Raw genomic sequence first — 22,537 nt, 5'->3', positions numbered from 1 at the left:
TTCAGATCAGTCGCTTGCGTTCATTCGACGGTGGAATGCCCAGACTGTCGCGGTATTTGGCAATGGTCCGGCGCGCGACCTGTATTCCCTGCTCCGACAGAAGCTGCGCCAGGCGACTGTCGCTCAGCGGTTTGCGCGCGTTCTCGCCCGCGATCAGCTTTTTCAGCAGGGCGCGGATTGCCGTGGACGAGCAGGCACCGCCTTCCGCGGTGGCAACGTGACTGGAGAAAAAATACTTCAACTCGAAAATGCCGCGCGGCGTGTGCATGAACTTTCGCGTGGTGACCCGGGAGATGGTGGACTCGTGCATGTCGACGGCGTCCGCAATGTCATGCAGCACCAGCGGCTTCATGGCCTCCTCACCGTAGTCGAGGAAGTTGCGCTGGTGCGCGACGATTTCCGAAGCCACTTTCATCAGGGTTTCGTTGCGGCTCTGCAGGCTCTTCAGAAACCAGCGCGCCTCCTGCAGGTTGTCCCGCAGATAGGTATTGTCCGCGCTGTTGTCGGCGCGCCGTATCATGCCGGCGTAGGCATCGTTGATGCGCAGTCGCGGCGCGATGTCCGGATTGAGCTCCACCACCCAGCGACCCTCGCGCTTGCGCACGAAAACATCGGGGATGACGTATTCGGTGTCATCCTCGCCGATGCGCTTGCCGGGAAAGGGGTCCAGTGTCTGTACGACGGCCAGCACTCTCCGCAGTGCTTCCTCGTCCAGCTTCATGCGCCGCATGATCTGGGCGTAGTCGCCGTTGCCGAGCTGGGCGATATGCCGGGTGATCAGCACGCGAGCCTGCTCGATGTAGGGCGTGTCGTCAGGCAGCTGACGGAGCTGCAGCAGCAGGCACTCCTGCAGGTCGGCGGCGAAAACACCGGTCGGCTCGAACTGCTGCAGGGCGTGCAGAACCGCGGTGACCTCGTCGACGTCGATGGCGCGGTCGAGGTCTGACAGGCGCGTCAGGTTGAGCTGCCAGAGCAGGTGTTCGTGCAGGTCGGGGACGCTGCCGGTGCGGCTGTCGTAATCGAGTTCGTTCGCTTCGTTGGCGCTGCCGGTGGGCGGTGCGGACGAGGGCAGCAGGTCCTCCCACTGGGTGTCCACCGGCAGATCCTCCGGCATGGAGGGTTCGTAATCCTGCGGGCTGCCGCTATCGTCGCCGGCGCTGCGCTCGAGATGCTCCATCGGCCCGTCGCTGGCCTCCGCAACGGTTTCCCGGTCATCCTGCTCGCCCTCCGGCCCGGGGGCATCGTCGCCCTCATCGACCTCCAGGAGAGGATTGCTCTGCAGCACCTGCTGGATTTCCATTTGCAGATCCAGCGTGCTGAGCTGGAGCAGCTTTATGGCCTGCTGCAGCTGCGGCGTCATGGTCAGCTGCTGGCCGAGCTTTAACTGCAAGGCTTGCTTCATGGGCGTCCGGACACGGTCTCTGGATCGGAGCGCCCAGTGTAGACCCGCCAGTGATGCGCTGGCAACGCTTGGCGCGGAAATTGCTTTGCCGATTCAGGACCCGCCGGCCCCGCAGTCAGAGGCGGAAGGTCTCGCCGAGGTAGACCTTGCGCACATGCGGGTTGTCGAGCACATCCTGGGGGCTGCCCGAGGCAATGATTTCACCCTCGCCGACGATGTAGGCAATCTCGCAGATGTCCAGTGTCTCGCGCACGTTGTGATCGGTAATGAGAACGCCGATGCCCCGCGCCTGCAGCTGCAGGATAATCTGCTTGATGTCGGAGACAGAGATCGGATCCACGCCGGCGAAGGGTTCGTCGAGGAGAATGAACGCCGGTTCCGTGGCCAGCGCCCGGGCAATTTCCACACGGCGGCGCTCGCCCCCCGACAGCGCCTGGCCGGGGCTGTCGCGAAGATGGGAGACGTGGAATTCGGCGAGCAGTTCGTCGCAGCGCTGCTGTCGCTCGCTGCGCGAGAGATCCCGCCGGGTCTCCAGAATGGCCATGAGGTTATCGCGCACGCTGAGCCGGCGGAACACCGAGGCTTCCTGGGGCAGGTAGCCGATACCGCGGCGGGCGCGCTCGTGCATCGGCAGGTGAATGATGTCCTCACCATCAATGGTGATATGGCCCTGATCGGCGCGGATGATGCCAACGATCATGTAGAAGCAGGTGGTCTTGCCGGCGCCGTTCGGACCGAGCAGTCCCACGACCTGGGCGCTGTGGACCTCGAGCGACACATCCCGCACCACTGGCCGGCCGCGGAATGCCTTGGCGAGATTACTCGCTTTCAGTATTGCCACTGGCATCCTCTCTGACTTTCCTGTCCTCGATCCGGGTCATGGCCCCGGTGCCGCTTTCTGTCTCTGTCTCGGTCTCGGTTTCCGTATCGTCCCGGTTGATGCGTTCGGCGGGTATCACCACCTGCACGCGACTGCCGCTGTCGCCCTCGGTATCGGCACGGACAACCTGCTCGGGAATCAGGTAGTCTATCGTGTCGCCGCTGACCACGGCGCCGTCCTGCTCAACCCGCGCTTCGCTGCGCAGCTGCACGCGCTCCGCCTCCACCATGTAGATGATGCGCAGGGCCTGGGCTTTCATCGGCGCTTCTCCCGGGTTCTGTATCTGCTGCATTCTGGCGGGCTGCCCCTCGGCGACAACGCGATCCGCCGACCGGGTCTGGTGAAAGATGGTGACCCTGTCGGCTTCGATGATCAACGAGCCCTGGGTCAGTCGGACATCACCGTTGTAGACGGTATAGCCGCGGATATCATCGCGCAGGGCCCGGTCCGCAATGACTTCGATCGGCTGGTCGCGGTCGCCCTCGAGGCTCCAGGCCGCATGCGGCACCAGCGTCAGCACGATCAGAAGGCGGCAGAGCCGGGTCATAGAAAACCGTCCTCGATCGCGGTCCACGCACCGCGGGCCATCAGAAGCGCCTCGCAGGCCTCGCGGACAGCGCCCTCGCCGCCGCGTCGGCGGCTCTGCCAGTCGGCGGCGCGCGCTGCGGCTGCGCAGGCGTCGGCAACGGTCAATCCGCAGCCGGCGGCGCGAATGGCCGCAACGTCCGGGAGGTCGTCGCCCATGTAGGCGCAGGCCGCCAGCGGCAGATCGAGTTGTGCGCAGAGTTCCTCGAGCGCCTCGCGCTTGTCCTCGCGACCCTGCACCACACGCTGAATACCGAGCTCCCGCGCGCGGCGCTGCACGATGTCGGACCGGCGCCCGGTGATGATGGCAACGTCGATACCGGCCCCCATCAGCAGCTTGATGCCAAGGCCGTCCCGGATGTTGAACGCCTTGAGCTCTTCGCCGTTATTGCCGTAGAGAAGGCGCCCGTCGGTCAGGACGCCGTCGACATCCAGCACCAGCAGGCGCAAGCGGGCGGCACTGGCCGGGCTGATGATGCCTGCAGTCTGCTCAGGCGATTCCGGCATGCAGCAGCCCCAGCAGGTGCACGACGCCGGCAATCTCGCCGCTGTCGTCGAGGACCACGAGTGCACTGACGCGGTTGTCGTCCATGATACGCATGGCTTCTGCGGCGAGCGTCCCGGTGTCCACGGTGAGTGCATGCCGGGTCATGATGTTGCCGATGGCCGTGGCGTTGATGTCGATGCGCGCATCGAGGGCGCGGCGCAGGTCGCCGTCGGTGAATACGCCAGCAAGCCTGTCGCCGTCAAGCACCGTGGTCATGCCGAGCCCCTTGTTGCTGATTTCCAGCAGTGCGCTGGCTAGCGGGGTGTCAATGCTGACCCTGGGTACAGCACTGCCGCTGCGCATGACGTCCTCGACCTTGAGCAGAAGCTTTCTGCCGAGTGCGCCGCCGGGGTGGGAAAAGGCGAAATCCTCCGCGGTGAAACCGCGCGCTTCCAGCAGGGCAATGGCCAGTGCGTCGCCGAGCACCAGTGACGTGGTCGTGCTGGAGGTCGGCGCCAGATCGAGCGGACAGGCCTCGGTGGCAACGCCGGAGTCGATGTGTGCATCCGCCGCGCGGGCCAGCGTCGATTCGGGGTTGCCGGTCATGCTGACGAGGGGTACGCCGAGCCGCTTCAGTAGCGGGATGAGCATGACCAGCTCCGCCGTGGTGCCGCTGTTCGACAATGCGAGCACGCTGTCCTGCGCGGTGATCATGCCCATGTCGCCGTGGCTCGCCTCCCCGGGGTGCACGAAAAACGAGGGTGTGCCCGTGCTGGCCAGCGTGGCGGCGATCTTGGTCGCAACGTGCCCCGATTTGCCCATGCCCGTGACGATGACTCTGCCCTGCGTGTGCAGGAAAATCTCGCAGGCACGCGAGAACGCCTCACCAATGCGCGGCTCCAGGGCCATGACGGCCTCGGCTTCCATGCGAACGGTGCGGCGGGCGGATTCGGTAAAGGAAACGTGCGGCCCCGACATGTACGGTGTGCGCCTAAACGGTCTGGAAAAGCCAGTAATAGTACACGCCGTAGAGACCGGTTAACAACATGCCCACGCTGCGACCGACGTAAGAGCCGCCATCGACGGCGTCGCGGCGGCGCGAGCCGGTATAAATGGCAAGGGCCAGCAGCACGGTGGCCCCCGTCATTACGGGGTAGTCGCGATAAATCACGTTTTCCGAGATGACCAGGGGATCAAGCAGTCCGGGTATCGGCATGACCGCGAGCAGGTTGAACAGGTTGGAGCCGATGATATTGCCGATGGCAATGTCAGTATGGCGCTTGAGGGCGCTGGCCATGGTGGCGGCGAGTTCAGGCAGGCTCGTACCGACCGCAACCACGGTGAGGCCGATGACCAGTTCGGACACGCCCACCCGCGCGGCAATGTCCGTTGCGCCCCAGACCAGCAGGCGTGAACTGCCGATCAGCAGTGCCAGGCCAGCGCTGAACGCCAGCCAGGCGCGGAGGTTGCTCATGTCCGGCAGCGTCTCTTCTTCGGCTTCAGACAGGATGCCAGCGTCCGTGGACTGGGCGCGGATCATCTGCAGCAGGATCAGGCACAGCCCGCCTATCATCAGCATCCCGTCGATGCGCGACAGCTGCCGGTCCAGCAGCAGAAGCCCTGTGCCCGCCGTGACCAGCAGCAGTGTGGGCAGCTCGATGCGCACACAGCCCGGTCGTATCAGCATCGGCACCACGAGTACGGTGACGCCCAGCACCAGGCCGATATTGGCGATGTTCGAGCCCAGTGCATTGCCCACCGCCAGCTCGCCGGCGCCGGAGAGGGTGGCATTGACTGACACCAGGATTTCCGGTGCGGACGTGCCCAGTGACACAATGGTAAGACCGATCAGCACCGGAGACATGCCGAGGTTGCGTGCAATCGACGCCGCACCGGCGACAAACAGGTCGGCACTCCAGACGAGGATGAACAGACCGATGATCACGGCGGCGGCGGCAAGCAGCATGGTTGAGGCGTTTCCTGTGGATGTGTCGCGTCATTGCGCCCGGAACCCGGGCGCCCTTATGGTGTCGTAACGGGCGATGTCATACGACTTGTGCCGGCAAACGTAGTAAACTGTCGTCACGTGCATTGCGTCGCCAGCGTCGTCTTTTTCACATTCTACAGTGACGGCGATATTTCGACAGCCCTCTGGCAGGGCTGCGGCAGGGCGAGCGCGCTAGCACTCAGTGTCTCAAGCAGGAAATACAGGGAAACAGTATGCGTAATCGTATTCACAGGCGCGGGCTGACAGTGCTGGCCATGGTCCTCGGGTTGCTGGCAACGTCTCTGGCGTCGGCACAGGCACCGACAGCCGAGGAGGCGCTGAAGAAGACCACCGATGAGGTGCTCTCGGTGATCGAGGAGGCCTCCGACTATGTCAAGGAGGACCCCGACCGCTATTACCGTCGCGTCAATGAGGTGCTCGACGGCGCGGTGGACTTTCGCGGCTTTGCCCGCGGCGTGATGGGCGACTATGCCAGCAGCGAGCGCTACCGGACCCTGGACGAGGCAGGCCGTGAAAAGCTGCGCAAGCAGCTGGACCGCTTCACCGAGGCCATGCGTGACGGTCTGGTGCGCACCTACAGCCGGGGCCTGCTGGCCTTCGGCGGCTCCCGGGTGGAGCTTGATCGCGAGCGCAGCTCGGGCAGTGATGATCCCGACGCCAGCCGCGCGACGCTCAGGCAGCTGATCTACAGCGACGGCAGCGAGCCCTACGTGGTGGTTTACCAGATGGCGAAGGACCGTGACGGCCAGTGGCTGATGCGTAACCTCATTGTCGAGAACGTCAATCTGGGTCAGATCTACCGCAGCCAGTTCGAGGCCGCGGCGAGAAAGTTCGACGGCGACCTCGACAAGGTGATCGATGACTGGGAAATCGAGCCGGTGGAAGAGATCGAGGGAGAAACCACGGCCTGATCGCCCGGCCGCTAGTTGATTCAGTTCAGTACAGCCATTTCGCAGGGAGGCAACAGGCAATGGACGCAAAAACAGTGGAAGCCCTGATCAAGGCGCAGCTCGACGGCTGCGACGTCAGTGTGGAAGGTGCCGGCAGCAACTATGACATCACCGTGATCGGCGATGTCTTCGCCGGCAAACGTCCGGTGCAGCGTCAGCAGATGGTGTATGCGGCACTGAACGAGCGCATCGCTGCCGGTGAAATCCATGCGGTGAATATCCGCACGCTCACGCCTGATCAGGCATAGCCGTCCCTCGCATCCGACATTCCCTCTGTTCCGTTTTCCGGAGTCATTCGTGAGCAAGCCCCTGACCCTGGCCCTGACCAAGGGCCGTATTCTCAAGGAAACACTGCCGCTGCTGGCGCGCGCCGGCATCGAGCCCTGCGAGGACATCGAGAGCAGCCGCAAACTGGTTTTCGATACCACCCGGGATGGCCTGCAGCTGGTGGTGTTGCGCGGGACCGACGTGCCGACCTATGTGCGCCACGGGGCCGCCGACCTCGGTGTGGTTGGCAAGGACATTCTGCTGGAGCAGGGCGCGGAGGGTGTCTATGAGCCCCTCGATCTCGGGATTGCACGCTGCCGTCTCATGACGGCGGCCCCGCTGGGGTGGCAGGCGGGGGCGGCACGGATCCGCGTGGCCACCAAGTTCGTGAATATCGCACGCGATTTCTTTGCCCGTCGCGGCGTCCAGGCCGATCTGATCAAGCTTTACGGCGCCATGGAGCTTGCGCCGATGATGGGGCTTTCCGACATCATTGTGGATATTGTGGACACCGGCAACACGCTGCGTGCCAACGGTATGCAGCCGCTTGAGGAGGTTGCCGCGGTCAGCTCCCGACTGATTGTCAACAAGGCATCCCTGCGTGCCTCACATGGGCCGATCGCGGCGATCATCGATGAGGTGGCCGCTGCGGTCGAGCGCAGGGAGGCAGCGGCATGATCCGTCGTCTCGACAGTCAGGACCCTGCTTTCGCGACGCAGCTGGCGGCACTGGCGCCTGCGGGAGAATCGTCTGCCTCGGCCGTGGCGGCACGTGTCGCCGCGATTATTGCCGATGTGCGGGAGCGCGGCGATGCCGCACTGCTCGACTACACCCGGGAGCTCGATCGCGCGCCGGTGCATCAGCGGAGTGATATCGAGGTGCCGCTGACGCGCCTGCAGGAGGCCCTCGACGGGCTGCCGGCGGAGCAGCGCGGGGCGCTTGAAACCGCGGCGCAGCGCATCCGCGACTATCACGAGCGGCAGCGTCAGGAGGGCTGGCAGTACCACGATGCGCAGGGCAACCTGCTCGGCCAGCGGGTCACGCCGCTGGGGCGCGTGGGTGTCTATGTTCCCGGCGGCAAGGCCAGCTATCCGTCGTCGGTACTGATGAACGCGCTGCCGGCCAGCGTGGCCGGGGTAGCCGATATCACCATGGTGGTGCCGACGCCCGAGGGTCAGCTGAACGAGCTGGTGCTTGCCGCTGCCTGTCTCGCCGGCGTCAGCCGTGTTCTGACGATTGGTGGTGCCCAGGCGGTGGCCGCGCTCGCCTATGGCACCGAAACCATTGTGGCGGTGGACAAGATCGTCGGCCCCGGCAACGCCTATGTTGCCGAAGCCAAGCGGCAGGTGTTCGGGCGCGTCGGCATCGACATGGTTGCCGGACCCTCGGAGATTCTTATCATCTGCGACGGCGGCACCGATCCCGACTGGATTGCCATGGATCTGTTCTCCCAGGCCGAGCACGACGAAAATGCGCAGTCCCTGCTGCTGTGTCCGGATGCGGACTACCTGGATCGTGTCGAGGCCGCCATTCACCGGCTGCTGCCGGAGATGGAGCGTCGCGACATTATCGGCAAGTCGCTGGCGGCGCGGGGAGCCCTGATCAGAACGCGCGATCTGGATGAGGCGGTGCAGCTGAGCAACGCGCTGGCGCCGGAGCACCTGGAGCTCTCGGTGGAGGATCCGCTGACGCTGGTTGAGGGCATACAGGCGGCAGGGGCAATCTTCATGGGGCGCTACAGTGCCGAGGCGCTGGGAGATTACTGCGCCGGTCCGAATCACGTGCTGCCGACCTCCGGTACCGCGCGATTCTTCTCGCCGCTGGGCGTGTATGACTTTCAGAAGCGCAGCTCACTGATCATGTGCAGCGCCGAGGGCGTGCGTGAGCTTGGCGCGGTGGCGTCGATACTTGCCCGGGGCGAGTCCCTGACGGCGCACGCTCGCAGTGCGGAAATGCGTCTTGCAAAGAGGAGCAGGGCCGGCGACTAGGCCGCCACTACTGCGGCGCGGGACCGGGGGACTGGGTCTGTGCACCTACCACTGCGCGCAGATCCAGGGTCTGCCCGTCGCGGATGGCGGTAATCTGCAGTCTGTCGCCGGGTCTCAGCATCGCGATGTCATACATCGTCCGGCGCACGTCCTCCACGGCCTCGTTGTTGAAGTGCGTGATGACGTCGCCGGTTCGCAGGCCGGCCTTGTCCGCCGGTCCTCCCTCCGCAACCCCGGTAACCACCAGTGACTGGCCGTCGGGAGCGTCGCCTCCCCGCAGCAGTCGCGGCTCTACCTGCACCCCCAGCCAGCCGCGGATGACCTGACCGTACTCAATCAGATCGGCCATGACAAAGCGGGCGAGGTCGACGGGTATCGCCAGTCCGATACCGATCCCCATGCGTCCGCTGCTTGCCTGATTGTCTGAGGTATAGATCAGGGCATTGATACCCAGCAGGCGACCGCTGGTGTCGATCAGCGCACCGCCGGAGTTGCCCTGGTGAATGATCGCGTCGGTCTGGATGTAGCTCTCGTACAGCCCGGTCTGCAGGCCATAGCGCTCCAGGCCGGAGATAATCCCCTGGGTGACTGACTGGCCGAATCCCAGGGGGTTGCCGATGGCCAGCACAATATCGCCGACCCGGGCGTCGCTGGAGGAGCCCATCTCGATTGGCGTCAGGTCCGGCAGGTCGATCTGCAGCAGCGCGAGGTCGGTGGCAGGATCCGTGCCGATGATCTGCGCCGCGGCGTTACGGCCATCACTGAGCAGCACCTGTATGGCGTCGGCACCGTCAATCACGTGGTTATTGGTGACGATGTGTCCCTCGGTAGACAGAATGACGCCCGAGCCAAGAGACTGTTCCACCCGCTGTCGCGGCTGGTTTCTGGGGACGAACTGGCGCCAGAAGGGATCGTTAAGAAGGGCTGCGGCGCGTGTCGGAACCACTTTCCGGGTGTAGATATTCACGACCGAGGGTGTGGCCGACTGCACCGCGCGGGCATAGCTGGTAACCGCCGGCGGCGCTGGCTCCGGCGTGTTGTCCGACAGTATCCAGCGATCCAGTATCAGAATGCCGGCAAGAATACCGGCAATGGTCGGCCACAGCGCAAGTCGCAACAGGTGTCCCATGCTGACGCTGCTCGGGTCAGGTCCGGACGTTCAGCGTATCCTGCACTAGTTGCGCGGCGCGTCCCCGGCGTTCTTCTCCGCGGCCTCGTCGGATGACACATCCCCGGCGGTCTGCGTCGCTTCCGCCCCCGATGTCGCGCTCGCAGCGGGCGACTCTTCCTTTTCCGGCTCTTCTGTCGGCTCTTCTGTCGGCTCGTCGTCGGGTCGGGCGTCGTCGTTGACTGCTGCGGCTTGCTGAGTCGCCCCTACATGCGCTCTGACGGGCTCTTCGTGACGCACGCGACTGGTTTTCTCTGCCGGTGCGACGTCATCCTTATCCAGACCGAAACCTTCGTTCAGCATGCCTTTTTCCGTTGGTGAGGACTTCGGTGCGTAATCCCGCGGTGGCTCCGCGTTGAGCAGGCTCGCATCGAGATCGCTGTCGCCGCCGAGTCGTCCTACCGTTACCGCGAGGTTGCCGGAGCACAGCGTGTTCGCGCCCTCGGCAAGGTGCTCGTGAACGGCGCGGTAATTCTCCGTGAGCGCATTCAGTCGCGTGGCTGTCTCGGCAAAATGATCGGTAACGCGGTCCTCAAACAGCTGCTTGTCCCGGGTTACCTGATCCAGACGCTTCTCCAACTCGCGGGCCTGCTGGCTGCCGGCCGTTGTCCGGCGCCCCATGAGGAATCCTATGGCGCCCGCTATGATCAGGACGCAAATGGCGGTGCCTATGACAATATCGAGGCTGTACATGATCGCGTGTCTCCGTGCGCTGGTGAATAGGCGCGTAGTATACAGATACCGGCTCGGGCATGACAGGCGGCGCATTGCCAATTCCCAATGGCGCGGCTAGAGTTCGCGCGGTCGCAGACAGCCCCAGGTGGAAAACATGAGCCGAACCCCATTGCAGCGCTATCGCGAGGATCTGGCCCGGGCGGATTTTGTGGCGGACGCCGGGCAGGCGCGGGTGGTGGAACTGCTGGATGACCTTCATGCGCGGCTGGTGGCATCGGGGCCGCGTCCCGCGGGGCAGGGTGTGGTGGCCCGGTGGCGACGCCTGCGAGGCGTGACGCCGACGCCGGTGACCGGCCTGTATCTCTGGGGCGGCGTGGGACGCGGCAAGACCTATCTCATGGATACGTTTTTCGACTGCCTCCCGTTTGTCGATCGGGAGCGCGTTCACTTCCACCGCTTCATGCAGCGGGTGCACCGGGACCTTCGGGCGCTGGCGGGCGAGAAGAACCCGCTGGACCGGGTGGCAGACGACATGGCCGCGAGGGCGCGCGTGCTGTGCTTTGACGAGTTTTTCGTCAGTGATATCGCCGATGCCATGATACTCGGGAATCTGATGCAGGCGCTGTTCAAGCGCGGGATCACGCTGGTGGCGACCTCCAATATTCCGCCGCATCGGCTGTATGAGAATGGGCTGCAGCGCGATCGCTTCCTTCCCGCCATACGGCAGATAGAAACGTACACGCAAATTGTCAATTTGGATGGCGGGGTCGATTACCGGCTGCGCACGCTGGAACAGGCGCAGCTTTACTATTACCCCTGTGGCGAGGAGGCGCAGGCGGGGCTGCGGCGCAGCTTCGATGACCTCGCGCCTGAAGCGGGACGGGCCAACGTTGCCGTCGAGATCAACGATCGCCAGCTGCAGAGCCTGCGTCTCGCCGACGATGTCGCCTGGTTCGCCTTCGACGAGCTGTGCGAGGGACCGCGCTCTCAGAACGATTACATCGAGCTGGCGCGGCTGTTCCACGCGGTGCTGCTGTCCGGTGTGCGCAGGATGGGCGGTGGTTGCGACGACGCCGCGCGGCGCTTTATCAACCTGGTGGATGAATTCTATGACCGGCACGTCAAGCTGGTGATCGAGGCCGAGTGCCCGATCGAGGACCTGTACGCCGGCGGTACCCTCGGTTTCGAGTTCGAGCGCACCCGCTCGCGCCTGCGCGAGATGCAGACCCATGACTACCTCGCGCTGGAGCACCTGCCCTGATCGTGGTCTGGCCCCTGTGCTTTGGCCTAGGAGCTCCGTAGGCCGGCAATCAGGCAGGCGCGGGGCGGTCGAGACACGCCAGTTCGCCATCCATGGCGGCTCGGCGGCGGCCGTCCTGGCCGCCGACGGTCTCGACCGCCCCGCGCCTGCCTGATTGCCTCTACACTGCGCCCCCGACGTCCTGTCCTCCGGATCCGGGCCCCGCTCGATGCAGGCCGGTGCCCCGGAGCCGGGCGTTCGGGGCCGTCGACGGCATGGATGCCGTCGCCGAGCCCTCACGGATGAGTTCACGGCGTGCCCCGAACGCCCGGCTCCGGGGCACCGGCCGGGCTACAGAGTTCGACCTCTGTCGGGCCAAAGAGCCCAATGCCCCCAGCTACAGAGCGCGAAAGTCCGCCGAGCCGATCCGAGACCAAAAGGGGCTTGTCAAGGCCTGGCGCTTTCAGTAGTATTCGCGCTCTTTAATTACTGCCCCCAAAGGCGAGCACAGTTATGAAAACGTTTAGCGCAAAAGCCGAGTCTGTCAGCCACGACTGGTTCGTGGTCGACGCCGATGGCAAGACGCTGGGACGGCTGGCGTCCGAGATCGCGCACCGGCTGCGCGGCAAGCACAAGGCGGAATACACGCCTCACGTCGACACCGGCGACTATATTGTGGTGGTGAACGCGGAGAAGATTCGCGTTACCGGTGCCAAGTCGACTGACAAGATGTATTACCACCACACCGGTTACCCGGGTGGTATCCGCTCCATGTCTTTCGAGAAGCTGATCGACAAGGCGCCCGAGCGTGTCATTCAGCGCGCCGTCAAGGGCATGCTGCCGCGTAACCCTCTGGGCCGCGCCATGTTCAGCAAACTGAAAGTGTATGCTGGCGGAGAGCATCCTCACGCCGCCCAGCAGCCGCAACCGCTCAACCTATAAAGGTCCCTCCAATGGCAGCAACCCAGTATTACGGTACCGGACGTCGCAAGACCTCGACAGCGCGCGTCTTCATCAGCAATGGCGGCGGCGCAATTACCGTCAACAAGCGTCCGCTCGACCAGTATTTCGGTCGTGAGGTGGCACGCATGATCGTGCGTCAGCCGCTTGAGGTCGTTGACCTGACAGACAAGTTCGACATCAACGTGACGGTGGAGGGCGGCGGCAGCTTTGGTCAGGCCGGCGCCATCCGCCACGGCATCACCCGTGCGCTGATGGATTACGACGAGTCCCTGCGCGGTACCCTGCGCGGCGCCGGTTTCGTCACCCGGGATGCGCGTGCGGTGGAGCGAAAGAAAGTCGGCCTGCGCAAGGCGCGCAAGCGTCCGCAGTTTTCCAAGCGCTAGCGCGTCTTGGGGCACTGCCCCGCGACGGTGGATACATCATGCGCCCGCTCTGTTATCAGGCGGGCGTTTTCGTGTCCGGGTTGTGTATCTGTTTCCATGGGCGCCGGGTGACAAAGTCACTGATTCGCGGGCACTTTCCTTGTATCAATACAGCAAAGTCATTAGTATTCAGCGCTTTTTAAGACCGATATTCGTTTGTGTGATACGTCCATCTCCAGCGGGACACTATGGGAGAAAATCATGACAACTGAAGGTGTTAACGACGGAAGGCGGCGGTTTCTGGTAGCCGCCACCAGTGCCGTCGGGGTGGCAGGGGCGGTTGCGATTGCCGTGCCTTTTCTGGGCTCCTGGAACCCGTCAGCGAAGGCGAAGGCGGCGGGCGCGCCCGTGAAGGCGGACATCAGCAAGATCGAGCCGGGCGCGATGATCGTCGTGGAGTGGCGCGGCAAGCCGGTCTATGTCGTACGCCGGACCGAGGATCAACTCGAGCTCCTCGACACAGTGGATGAGTTCCTGCGCGACCCCAATTCCGAGGTGGTTTCCCAGCAGCCCGAGTACGTTACCAGCAAGGGCCGCTCGCTGCGCCCCGATCTGCTGGTGATCGAGGGCCTGTGTACTCACCTGGGTTGCGCGCCGACGTTCCGCCCGGAAGTCGGTGCAGCCGATCTGGGTGGCGACAAATGGGTGGGGGGCTTCTTCTGCCCCTGCCACGGTTCCAGATTTGACCTTGCCGGACGTGTGTTCTCCGGCGTCCCGGCCCCCACCAACCTGGTGGTGCCCCCACACTCCTTTGAGGGTGACAACATCCTGGTAGTCGGCGTCGATACGGAGGCAGCGTAATGGGCAACATGTTGATCGGTTTGCGCGACTGGGTGGACGATCGTCTGCCCATCATGCGCGCGTGGAACACGCATATGGGCCAGTATTATGCGCCCAAGAATTTCAATCTCTGGTACTACTTCGGCGTCCTGTCCCTGCTCGTGCTGGTCAATCAGCTGTTGACGGGTATCTGGCTGACCATGAACTACACACCCAGCGCCGAACGCGCCTTTGCGTCCGTCGAATACATCATGCGTGATGTCGATTACGGCTGGATCCTGCGCTACATGCATTCCACCGGTGCCTCGCTGTTTTTTGTCGTGGTCTACCTGCACATGTTCCGCGCCCTGATCTACGGCTCCTACAAGAAGCCCCGGGAGCTGATCTGGATTTTCGGCATGCTCATCTTTGTCGTACTCATGGCAGAGGCCTTTGTGGGTTACGTGCTGCCCTGGGGCCAGATGTCCTACTGGGGCGCGCAGGTGATCATCTCGTTGTTCGGGGCCATACCGGTCGTCGGTGAGGATCTGGTGACCTGGATTCGCGGCGACTACCTGATTTCAGGCATCACGCTGAACCGCTTCTTCGCACTGCACGTTGTGGCACTGCCTATCGTGCTGCTGGCGCTGGTGGTTCTCCACCTGCTGGCACTGCACGAGGTTGGCTCGAACAACCCCGACGGTGTCGACATCAAGAAGAACAAGGGGCCGGATGGCGTTCCCCTCGATGGTGTGGCTTTTCACCCGTACTACACGGTTCACGACCTGCAGGCGATCGGCGTGTTCCTGTTCGTGTTCTGCGGCATCATGTTCTTCATGCCGGAGATGGGCGGCTACTTCCTCGAGTACGCCAACTTCGAGGAAGCGAACGCGCTGAAGACACCGGATCACATTGCGCCGGTCTGGTACTTCACGCCGTTCTACACGGTGCTCCGCGCCGTGCCGGACAAGTTCCTGGGCTTTATTGCCTTCGCCGCCTCCGTGGCCATTCCCTTCCTGCTGCCGTGGCTGGATCGGTCGCCCGTGCGCTCCTGGCGGTACCGGGGCATGATCACCCGGGTGTGGCTGGTCGTGTTTGTGGCGTCCTTCATCATCCTGGGCGTACTCGGTGTCAAGCCGGCCACGCCTGAGCGCAATGTGCTGGCACAGATCTGCACCATCATCTACTTTGCCTTCTTCCTGACCATGCCGTTCTGGTCGAGCATGGACAAGACGAAGCCGGTGCCCGAGCGCGTCACCATGGATGGCGGTATCGGGCCGTTGGGCAGTCTTGGCGGACTGGTGCTGATTCTCGCGCTCGCGTTCCTGCCGCTGAAAGTGGTGGGGGCCGAGTCGGCGTATGACTGCGGTACCATTCCCTGCGACGAGTTCGACGCGGATCCCCGTGACAAGCCCTCGCTGCAGAATGGCGCCAAGCTGTACATGAACTACTGCATGGGCTGCCATTCGCTGGAATACGCACGCTACACGCGCATGGCGACCGATCTCGGTATTCCCGAGGACCTGGTGATGGAAAACCTGGTGTTCGATCCCGAGAAGAAGATCGGTGATCTCATGACCAATGCCATGCCCCGGGACCGCGCCAAGGTGTGGTTCGGGGCGGCGCCGCCGGACCTCACCCTGATCGCCCGTGCGCGCCAGCCAGAGTGGCTGTACACCTACCTGCGTACGTTCTACCGTGACGACTCGCGTCCCTACGGCGTCAATAATCGGGTATTCCCGAACGTGGGCATGCCCCATGCCCTGCTGAGCCTGCAGGGGCTTCCCGAGTGTACCGCAACGTCCACCGGCGACCGCATCGATCCGTTGAGCGGCGAAGGCATGGATTCCGATCCCTGTGGGTCGCTGGAAATCGCGGAGGCCGGCGTCATGGATGACGAAGAATTTGATGGTGCCGTCTACGATCTCGTCAACTTTCTCGCCTACACCGGCGAACCCATGCTGGTCGACAGACAGCGTATGGGTATCTACTCCCTCCTCTTTATTGCGGTGTTCTTTGTGTTTGCCTGGCTGCTCAATCGCGAGTACTGGAAAGACATCCACTGACAATTCCGGTCAGCGCTGGTATCCTTAAGGAACCGGCGCTGACCAGCCACAACAGCAGCCAGTCTGTGTTTCACTAAGGAAAGTGTGATGGGCGTAGTCGCCAAACGGTCCTCAATGGTATTTTTTTCTGATCCCAGCAGCCACTACAGTCACCGGGTACGCATCGTGCTTGCCGAGAAAGGCGTGACCGTAGACCTGGTAGAGTCTGATTCAGCCCATCCTCCTGCCGAACTGGCAGACATCAACCCCTACAATTCACTGCCGACTCTGGTCGATCGCGAACTGGTACTTTACGACAGTCACGTGATGATGGAGTACCTTGACGAGCGTTTCCCGCATCCGCCCCTGCTCCCGGTGTATCCCGTTGCGCGTGCGGAGAGTCGCCTGTTCATGCGCCGTATCGAGCGCGACTGGTGCACGCTGATGGAGTCCATCCAGAATTCGCGAAGTGATAACGTGGTGAAGAAAGCGACCAAGGAGCTCAGGGAAAGTATTCTGGGCATTGCCCCGATTTTCGCGGAAAAGCCTTTCTTCATGAATGATGAATTCACTCTGGTCGACTGCTGCATCGCTCCCATTCTATGGCGCCTGCCGTCACTCGGTGTCGATATCAGGCCGAGCAAGCAGTCCAAGCCACTGCTCGCCTACATGGATTCGCTGTTCGGCCGTGAGTCGTTTCAGCAGAGTCTGTCGGAGCAAGAGCGCGAGATGCGCCTGTAAGCTGTGATTGCCGCTGTCGGGAAACTGTCACCTTGAAGTCGAGCCGTCCCTATCTGCTGCGCGCGCTGTATGACTGGATCGTGGATAACAACTGCACGCCCCACGTGCTTGTCGATGCGACACAGGCGCATGTCGAGGTCCCCCGGGATTACGTGAAGGACGGGCAGATCGTACTGAACGTCTCACCGGGCGCAGTGGTCGATCTGCACCTGTCGAATCACGGTGTGAGCTTCAATGGCCGGTTCGGTGGGCGTCCGATGGACGTCAGCTTTCCAGTGTCGGCGGTGCTGGGTATCTATGCCCGGGAGAACGGCCAGGGCATGGTGTTTGATCCCGAGGAATCGCCGGAGAATCCGCCGCCGGGTCCGGAAAAGGCGCCGACGCGAGCAACCCGCAAACCCAGTCTGAAGGTTGTCAAGTAGGGTCAGGCGCCGATAATCTCAAACAGGCGTACTACCCGCTGCACCCCCGAGATATCGGCAGCAGCCCGGGCCAGCCGCTCACCCTCTTCCCGGGTGACCATTCCCATCAGGTAGACCACGCCGTTCTCTGTGACCACCTTCGTGCGCAGCCCCGGTGTATCACTGCCTGCCAGCAGGCTGCTCTTGATTTTTGCGGTAATCCAGGTGTCGCTGGTGCGCACCAGCGAGGCGGTGGGGGCGGAGACTTCGAGCTCATTGTAAATGCGCCGCACGTGGCGGATATCGCGGACGACATCCGCCGCTTTCTTCTTGAGGGCTTCATTCGCCACCTGGCCCGCCAGCAGGACGTAACCGTTGTAGCTCACGGCGACAATATGCGAGCCCTTGAAGTTGCTGTCCGCCGCATGCATGTTCACTACGGCCTTGAGCTCGATGCTCTCGTCGGCGAGCTGTTGCGCCATGGTGCGTTTTCCGGGGGGATCGTTAATGGCATTGGAATCCACCGCCACCAGCAGGCGGCTGCAGCCGCTGCACAGAAGCAGGGTGCAAAGCAGGGCGATGAGGGGCGCGCCGGCTCGTAGGGGCGATTGCGGTTGTATCATGAGCTAGGTTTCTCCGAACAGCTGCTGTTCAATCAGGTGACACAGACAGTTGAGTGTCAGTGCCTGCAGGCCCAGAAGACGGCTGCGAGCGTCGCCCGGGACGGCGATGATAGTGTATTTTCCCGCGCTGTCGACATCCTTGATGCCGGTGTGGGTCAGGCCGAGAAACTGCACGTCGCGCCCGGCCATCGCCGCGATGCCGTGCTGCAGCACGTGGCCGTCCGGGCTGGAGTCGATACACAGTACCGTGTCGCCTGCCCGGGCCAGGGCCCGGGCATCCCGCCACGGTGCGTCCTCAGGTGCCACAGACGCAACGCCGGTGAGCGCCAGTGCCGGCAGTGCCGGCCGGTCGACGTCGACCGGGTACATGAGGCGATCGGCGACAAACTGCGCCAGCGACCGGTCGCAGCCAACCGCGCAGCAGTACAGCGTTCCGCCGCCGAGCAGCGATTGTGTGGCGCTCGCAGCGGCGACCTCCAGTGCGGCCGCGATCACGTCTACGGACATGACCGCGCTGTCGATGACCTGCTGAAAGTACTCGCTCGCTGACACCCGCTCGCCGTCCTGTTGTTACCTGCGCGGGCCTCAGGCGGCCCAGAATGCGTTCCTGATCCAGCGCGGACGCAGCTTACCGGAGTCCGCCGCCGGTTCCCAGACTATCACGTCAAAGCGGCAGGGCGGTTGCGCCGACCGGTAATGCCGCTGCAGATAGTGCGACGCCGTGCGCAGCAGGCGCCGCTGTTTGCGCGGGTCGACGGAGGCCGCGGCGCTGGCGAAGCGGGGATTGGTGCGGACCCGCACCTCAACGAACAGCAATGTTTCGGCGCTGGCTGCTATGACATCGATTTCGCCGACACGACAGCGGTAGTTGCGGGTCAGCACGCGACAGCCCTGCCGCGCAAGCCACGCACAGGATGCCCGTTCGTAATGATAGCCGTCGGTTTTCATCCCCCTTGCCCTCGCTGCCAGCCGCTAGCGGCCGCCCTGTCCGACCGTGTTGTCAGCAGTGTAGTCAGCGGCGGCGGAGGACGCCTCGGTCGAAAACGGCCGGCTCGAGATCGCGCTCAACCTGTCGCCGCTCATTCACGGACAGAAAGCCCGTCTCTCCCTGCAGTATCGGGCCGCGGCCCGCATCAGGGCGCATGCCCAGCATGGCCAGGCGACAGGCATCCGCACCCAGCGCACTCAGGCGCTGGTAGCCATCACCACGCAGTGCGGTGCCCGCGCCCTGTCTGTCAGGACCGAGGACCCGTGGCATTTCCACCAGTATGAGGCCGTTGAGGTCGTTTTCCCGGGTGCGGCTCTCGTCGCTGTTGGCTGAGGATGTCGCGTAGGCAGGCAGGTCACCGGCGTAATGGTAGGCCAGCAGCGGCTTGAGCGAGCGCCCGTCCGCGGCGGTGGGAGCCAGAACAAAGACCGCGTCAAGGTCCTGCCGGCGTCTGCCGCTGGTCTCGATCGGCTGCCCCAGCTGGCGGCGCAGTGCAATGCCGCGCTGGCGACTGGCCTCGAGGTCCAGCGCCTCGGCGAGGCTCGATGAATGTGCTTCACGACTGCCGGGCGTTGCCCTCGCGGCAATGGTGCCGCCGAGCCCTGTCCAGCTGTCGGTGAGCGCCTGCGCCATCTTGTCGCCCCACTCGCCGGCGGGTCGGACCATCAGGGCGTGCCGGTGGCCATCGGCGAAGGCCAGGCGGGCGATCTGCGCGGCTTCATCCTCCGGTGCCAGCGCGAACTGCAGGCTGCTCTCGTCCGGCGCGGCTTTGCCGTCAGCGCGATTCAGGGCAATGACCGGCACCGGCAGCTTGGCGGCGGTCAGCAGGTCGGTAACGGCGGCCTTGGTCAGCGGTCCCACCACCAGCTGGGCACCACTGTCGATGGCGGCGTTGTAGGCCGCGCGCGGAGATGCGTGCTCGGCCGTGTCCAGCACGATCAGATCCCATTCCGTGGCGCCCGCTGCGCGCTGGCCGAAATAGTGCTTGATAAAGCCGTCCCGCACCGCGGCGGCGGCATCGGCAATCCGTCCGCTGAGCGGCAGCAGCAGGGCGACGCGGCGGGGCGTGACCACGTCGCTGTCCGATGCCAGGAAGCGGCCGGCCGGGTGTTCCGGGTAACGCTCGTGCCAGTCATCGGTCGTGTCGGCAAAGCGGGAAAGATAGGCGGCGGTCAGCCAGCCCGCCTCCCGCTCATTGTCGGCGTCCGTGGCCGCGGTCCTGAGCTGCGTGGCCGTCAGCCGCTGCAGCGCGTGCCAGGCGTCGAGGGACGCGCTGTCCGCGTCGGCGCTGCCCCCGGGCAGATGCTCGAGCAGGCGCAGGGAGAGCCGGAACGCCGCCAGATGGCGGGATTCCAGCGTCGCCTGCTGACGCTGCAATGTCAGTATTTTCACTGCCAGTCCGTCGGACAGCAGCGGCAGCAGGCGATCATCCAGGGAGTCGCTCATCAGCGCCAGCTGCCCACGCTGCCAGGCGATTCGCGCGGCGATGTAGTTCTCGTAAGCGGTGAATTCGACATCCGCCGTTCCCGCCGCCTGCGGCAGTGCGAGCTGCGCGCCCATCCAGTCGCCCGCGTCCAGGGCGCGCTCTGCGTCCGCGAACAGGTCGGCGTAGGGGCTCTGGCGAAAGTCCTGTTCCAGCGCACTGTCGTCGCGTTCGACGGTGGGGCCCGCGGCGTCGACTGTGCCGGCGGGGAGCGGCGACTGTGTGGGTGATGTGCCGCAGCTGACGGTCAGGGCAATGCCTGCGATCAACAGCAGCAGGCGTGCTCCGGCTCTCGCCCTGTGCGTGGGTGGTCTCATGCTATCCTTCTCAGCTGGCATTGTCGTGCAGTGTCGTCATCACAGGGAATCGTGTCTACCGTGGAAGCCGCCCTCTACATCGTTGCGACGCCGATTGGCAATCTCGAGGATATCACGCTGCGCGCGATTGCGACGCTGCGCTCAGTCAATCTGGTTGCGGCGGAGGATACCCGGCACACGCGGCGCCTGCTGCAGCATCTTGAGATTGATACGCCGCTGACGGCCTACCACGAGCACAGCAGTGACGCCGAGGCCGCGCGGCTGTGCCAGCGCATCGTGTCCGGCGAGGCGGTGGCTCTGGTGTCGGATGCGGGGACGCCGATGATCTCTGATCCCGGGTATCGACTGGTGCGCGCCGCGCAGGCGGCGGGGGTGAGGGTCGTGCCGGTTCCCGGTGCCTGCGCCGCCATCGCCGCACTCAGCGCCTCCGGCCTGCCCAGTGACCGTTTTCTGTTTGCCGGCTTTCTGCCTGCCCGTGCCGCGGCCCGCCGTACCCGGCTCACAGCGCTGGCGAGGGAGTCGGCAACCCTGGTGTTCTATGAGGCGCCGCACAGATTGCAGGAGACGCTGGACGATCTGGTGCTGTGCCTCGGTGAAGCGCGCGAGGCGACCCTTGCGCGGGAGCTGAGCAAGGCCTTTGAAACCCTGCACCGCGATACGCTGGGCAACCTGGTGGCGTTCGTGGCGGGCGACAGTAACCAGTGTCGCGGCGAGATCGTACTGCTCGTGGCGGGCTGCACGGCGCCGGAGCCGGAGGTGGATGCCCCGCTGGCTGAACTGATGCAGGCGCTGGCGTCGCGACTGCCACCGCGGGAGGCGGCGAGCCTGCTGTCCACGTACAGCGGCGTGCGCAAGAACCGTCTCTACAGCGACTGGCTGGCAGGCCAGGGGCCTTCCGCCGATAGCTGAGGGTTTGTCTTGCGCCCCCGGGGTGCGACGGTTAGGCTGTGCGCCGAGTCGGTCAGGCGATCGCTCCCGGCACTCCTTGAGGGCCGGGGGAGGAAAGTCCGGGCTCCACAGGGCAGGGTGCCAGGTAACGCCTGGGGGGCGCGAGCCTACGGAAAGTGCAACAGAAAGGACACCGCCTCTGCAGCGCCCCCGGGCGAACAGCGGTAAGGGTGAAAAGGTGCGGTAAGAGCGCACCGCGCGGCTGGTAACAGGCGCGGCGATGGTAAACCCCACCTGGAGCAAGACCAAATAGGAATCCGTATGCCGCGGCCCGCGGTGGATTCGGGTAGGTCGCTAGAGGCGGATGGCGACATCCGCCCCAGATGAATGATCGTCCTCGACAGAACCCGGCTTATCGACCGACTCACTGTCTTCTGCCTGGCTGCCTGCGCTGCGTCCCCACCCGGGCTCGCAGGCGGCAAGCCCGCCGTTTTTAGACGGTTTTACGTCAATTGGCCGTCCTGCTAACAAGAAAAAAGACTGACACTTAAAGTGATTACTCAAGAGGCAGATTTAGCTTCCTGTTTTGCTGTTGTATTTGTCTCCATGAAGCTCCTGTCTGCCGGTGGCTTCCTCGCAGAGTCGTATCTAATTAGCTGAAATTAAAGCGTTTTTCATGTCCGGCTTTGCTTGACAGGGGCTTTCCTGCGCACCTATAGTGTCGATAAGTGGTGATAAGTGGGAAATTCTGGCGTTTTGTGGGAAAACAGCCAGAGACGTGGGAGATTTCGGGTGTTCCGAGGGGTGCAGCACATCAATATGGATGCGAAGGGTCGCCTGGCGATGCCGGCGCGCCAGCGCGAGCCCCTCGCCGAGCTGTGTGGTGGCAAGGTCGTTGTCACCATCGACACCCAGGCGACCTGTCTCGTCATCTACCCCCTGCCGGAGTGGGAGCGCTTTGAAGGCGAAGTGCAGGCCCTGCCCGCCATGAAGCCCGCCATTCGCCGTTTCCAGCGCCTCACCCTGGGCTATGCCACCGACCTCGATCTGGACGCCAACGGCCGCATGCTGTTGCCGCAGTCCCTGCGTGAATACGCGCAGCTCGACAAGAAGCTCGTGGTGGTGGGGCAGGGCAACAAGCTGGAGCTGTGGTCTGAGGCCCTGTGGTTCGCGGAACGCGATCAGGCACTGCTGGAGTCCGGTAACGATGCGGAGTTGCCGGAAGAACTCATGTCGTTGACCCTGTAGGTGTCGTTC

At 63.9% G+C, this 22,537-nt stretch carries 25 protein-coding genes and 1 other RNA gene; 14 read left to right on the top strand and 12 right to left on the bottom strand.

From position 1 onward, the window contains the following. Position 1: 1 nt before the first annotated feature. The 6 genes from EV688_RS08030 to EV688_RS08005 all read right to left on the bottom strand — a co-directional run bounded on the left by EV688_RS08030 (position 2) and on the right by EV688_RS08005 (position 5,320). Positions 2–1,402, bottom strand: coding sequence for an RNA polymerase factor sigma-54 (locus EV688_RS08030; protein ID WP_117315408.1), 1,401 nt, complete (start codon positions 1,400–1,402; stop codon positions 2–4). A gap of 115 nt (positions 1,403–1,517) precedes the next feature. After that, positions 1,518–2,249, bottom strand: coding sequence for an LPS export ABC transporter ATP-binding protein (lptB, locus tag EV688_RS08025; protein WP_420867048.1), 732 nt, complete (start codon positions 2,247–2,249; stop codon positions 1,518–1,520). Then, positions 2,221–2,829: a lipopolysaccharide transport periplasmic protein LptA gene (lptA, locus tag EV688_RS08020; protein ID WP_117315410.1), complete on the bottom strand. Its 609-nt coding sequence runs from the start codon at positions 2,827–2,829 to the stop codon at positions 2,221–2,223. The genes lptB and lptA overlap by 29 nt, the downstream gene beginning before the upstream one ends. Beyond that, entirely contained in the window at positions 2,826–3,374 is a 549-nt protein-coding gene (locus EV688_RS08015; RefSeq protein WP_117315411.1) for a KdsC family phosphatase, read from the bottom strand. Before EV688_RS08015 ends, lptA begins: the two co-directional genes overlap by 4 nt. Beyond that, entirely contained in the window at positions 3,358–4,332 is a 975-nt protein-coding gene (locus tag EV688_RS08010; RefSeq protein ID WP_117315413.1) for a KpsF/GutQ family sugar-phosphate isomerase, read from the bottom strand. The genes EV688_RS08015 and EV688_RS08010 overlap by 17 nt, the downstream gene beginning before the upstream one ends. A gap of 13 nt (positions 4,333–4,345) precedes the next feature. Further along, positions 4,346–5,320, bottom strand: coding sequence for a calcium/sodium antiporter (locus EV688_RS08005; protein WP_117315415.1), 975 nt, complete (start codon positions 5,318–5,320; stop codon positions 4,346–4,348). Between the two features lie 254 nt (positions 5,321–5,574). On the opposite strand from EV688_RS08005, the gene EV688_RS08000 reads away from it, so the two are divergent. The 4 genes from EV688_RS08000 to hisD are packed head-to-tail and all read left to right on the top strand — an operon-like array spanning position 5,575 to position 8,567. After that, positions 5,575–6,273, top strand: coding sequence for an MlaC/ttg2D family ABC transporter substrate-binding protein (locus tag EV688_RS08000; protein ID WP_117315417.1), 699 nt, complete (start codon positions 5,575–5,577; stop codon positions 6,271–6,273). 59 nt (positions 6,274–6,332) lie between these two features. Further along, positions 6,333–6,560 (top strand): BolA family protein, encoded by a 228-nt coding sequence (locus EV688_RS07995; RefSeq protein ID WP_117315419.1) that lies wholly within the window; start codon positions 6,333–6,335, stop codon positions 6,558–6,560. Between the two features lie 49 nt (positions 6,561–6,609). Then, complete coding sequence (hisG, locus tag EV688_RS07990) at positions 6,610–7,257, top strand: ATP phosphoribosyltransferase (RefSeq protein ID WP_117315421.1); 648 nt, start codon at positions 6,610–6,612, stop codon at positions 7,255–7,257. Then, on the top strand, positions 7,254–8,567 hold the full coding sequence (hisD, locus tag EV688_RS07985; RefSeq protein WP_117315422.1) for a histidinol dehydrogenase: 1,314 nt from the start codon (positions 7,254–7,256) through the stop codon (positions 8,565–8,567). Before hisG ends, hisD begins: the two co-directional genes overlap by 4 nt. A gap of 7 nt (positions 8,568–8,574) precedes the next feature. Here the strand turns inward: hisD and EV688_RS07980 are convergent, their stop codons facing one another. Together EV688_RS07980 and EV688_RS07975 are read right to left on the bottom strand one after the other, a co-directional pair. After that, the gene (locus EV688_RS07980; RefSeq protein ID WP_117315424.1) at positions 8,575–9,696 is read right to left on the bottom strand and encodes a S1C family serine protease; all 1,122 of its coding nucleotides are present in this window, start codon (positions 9,694–9,696) and stop codon (positions 8,575–8,577) included. A 45-nt stretch (positions 9,697–9,741) separates the two neighbouring features. After that, the gene (locus EV688_RS07975) at positions 9,742–10,428 is read right to left on the bottom strand and encodes a Z-ring associated ZapG family protein (protein ID WP_162883806.1); all 687 of its coding nucleotides are present in this window, start codon (positions 10,426–10,428) and stop codon (positions 9,742–9,744) included. Positions 10,429–10,564: 136 nt separating this feature from the next. Here EV688_RS07975 and zapE point away from each other — a divergent pair, with 136 nt between their 5' ends. The 7 genes from zapE (at position 10,565) to EV688_RS07940 (ending at position 17,002) form a co-directional block, all read left to right on the top strand. Further along, on the top strand, positions 10,565–11,671 hold the full coding sequence (gene zapE, locus EV688_RS07970; protein WP_117315428.1) for a cell division protein ZapE: 1,107 nt from the start codon (positions 10,565–10,567) through the stop codon (positions 11,669–11,671). 492 nt (positions 11,672–12,163) lie between these two features. After that, the gene (gene rplM / locus EV688_RS07965) at positions 12,164–12,592 is read left to right on the top strand and encodes a 50S ribosomal protein L13 (protein WP_117315430.1); all 429 of its coding nucleotides are present in this window, start codon (positions 12,164–12,166) and stop codon (positions 12,590–12,592) included. 11 nt (positions 12,593–12,603) lie between these two features. Next, positions 12,604–12,996, top strand: coding sequence for a 30S ribosomal protein S9 (rpsI, locus tag EV688_RS07960; protein WP_117315432.1), 393 nt, complete (start codon positions 12,604–12,606; stop codon positions 12,994–12,996). 240 nt (positions 12,997–13,236) lie between these two features. Continuing rightward, positions 13,237–13,836 (top strand): ubiquinol-cytochrome c reductase iron-sulfur subunit, encoded by a 600-nt coding sequence (gene petA / locus EV688_RS07955; RefSeq protein WP_117315433.1) that lies wholly within the window; start codon positions 13,237–13,239, stop codon positions 13,834–13,836. Next, the gene (locus EV688_RS07950) at positions 13,836–15,860 is read left to right on the top strand and encodes a ubiquinol-cytochrome c reductase (RefSeq protein ID WP_117315435.1); all 2,025 of its coding nucleotides are present in this window, start codon (positions 13,836–13,838) and stop codon (positions 15,858–15,860) included. The genes petA and EV688_RS07950 overlap by 1 nt, the downstream gene beginning before the upstream one ends. A gap of 87 nt (positions 15,861–15,947) precedes the next feature. Beyond that, positions 15,948–16,580: a glutathione S-transferase N-terminal domain-containing protein gene (locus tag EV688_RS07945; RefSeq protein ID WP_162883807.1), complete on the top strand. Its 633-nt coding sequence runs from the start codon at positions 15,948–15,950 to the stop codon at positions 16,578–16,580. A 32-nt stretch (positions 16,581–16,612) separates the two neighbouring features. Further along, a complete protein-coding gene (locus EV688_RS07940; protein WP_117315437.1) occupies positions 16,613–17,002 on the top strand; it encodes a ClpXP protease specificity-enhancing factor in 390 nt (129 codons plus the stop codon). 2 nt (positions 17,003–17,004) lie between these two features. On the opposite strand, the gene EV688_RS07935 is transcribed toward EV688_RS07940, so the two are convergent. From EV688_RS07935 to EV688_RS07920, 4 genes are all read right to left on the bottom strand, one after another. Then, a complete protein-coding gene (locus EV688_RS07935) occupies positions 17,005–17,604 on the bottom strand; it encodes a BON domain-containing protein (protein ID WP_117315439.1) in 600 nt (199 codons plus the stop codon). A 3-nt stretch (positions 17,605–17,607) separates the two neighbouring features. After that, a complete protein-coding gene (locus tag EV688_RS07930; protein WP_117315441.1) occupies positions 17,608–18,156 on the bottom strand; it encodes a phosphoheptose isomerase family protein in 549 nt (182 codons plus the stop codon). Between the two features lie 33 nt (positions 18,157–18,189). Next, positions 18,190–18,552 carry a YraN family protein gene (locus tag EV688_RS07925; protein WP_117315443.1) on the bottom strand — a complete coding sequence of 121 codons (363 nt, stop codon included), beginning with the start codon at positions 18,550–18,552 and terminating at the stop codon, positions 18,190–18,192. 64 nt (positions 18,553–18,616) lie between these two features. Beyond that, a complete protein-coding gene (locus EV688_RS07920; RefSeq protein ID WP_162883808.1) occupies positions 18,617–20,392 on the bottom strand; it encodes a penicillin-binding protein activator in 1,776 nt (591 codons plus the stop codon). A gap of 60 nt (positions 20,393–20,452) precedes the next feature. Here EV688_RS07920 and rsmI point away from each other — a divergent pair, with 60 nt between their 5' ends. The 3 genes from rsmI (at position 20,453) to mraZ (ending at position 22,528) form a co-directional block, all read left to right on the top strand. After that, positions 20,453–21,301, top strand: a complete 849-nt coding sequence (gene rsmI / locus EV688_RS07915) for a 16S rRNA (cytidine(1402)-2'-O)-methyltransferase (protein WP_205686509.1) — start codon at positions 20,453–20,455, stop codon at positions 21,299–21,301. A gap of 44 nt (positions 21,302–21,345) precedes the next feature. Further along, positions 21,346–21,711, top strand: an RNA gene (rnpB, locus tag EV688_RS07910) — RNase P RNA component class A. Between the two features lie 361 nt (positions 21,712–22,072). Continuing rightward, positions 22,073–22,528 carry a division/cell wall cluster transcriptional repressor MraZ gene (gene mraZ, locus EV688_RS07905; protein WP_117315449.1) on the top strand — a complete coding sequence of 152 codons (456 nt, stop codon included), beginning with the start codon at positions 22,073–22,075 and terminating at the stop codon, positions 22,526–22,528. Positions 22,529–22,537: the final 9 nt, after the last annotated feature.

The sequence above is a fragment of the Chromatocurvus halotolerans genome (assembly GCF_004340525.1).
GTDB classification, from domain to species: domain Bacteria; phylum Pseudomonadota; class Gammaproteobacteria; order Pseudomonadales; family Halieaceae; genus Chromatocurvus; species Chromatocurvus halotolerans.
The sequence above is the reverse complement of the archived record's forward strand: the minus strand, read 5'-3'. Positions and strand labels throughout refer to the sequence as shown.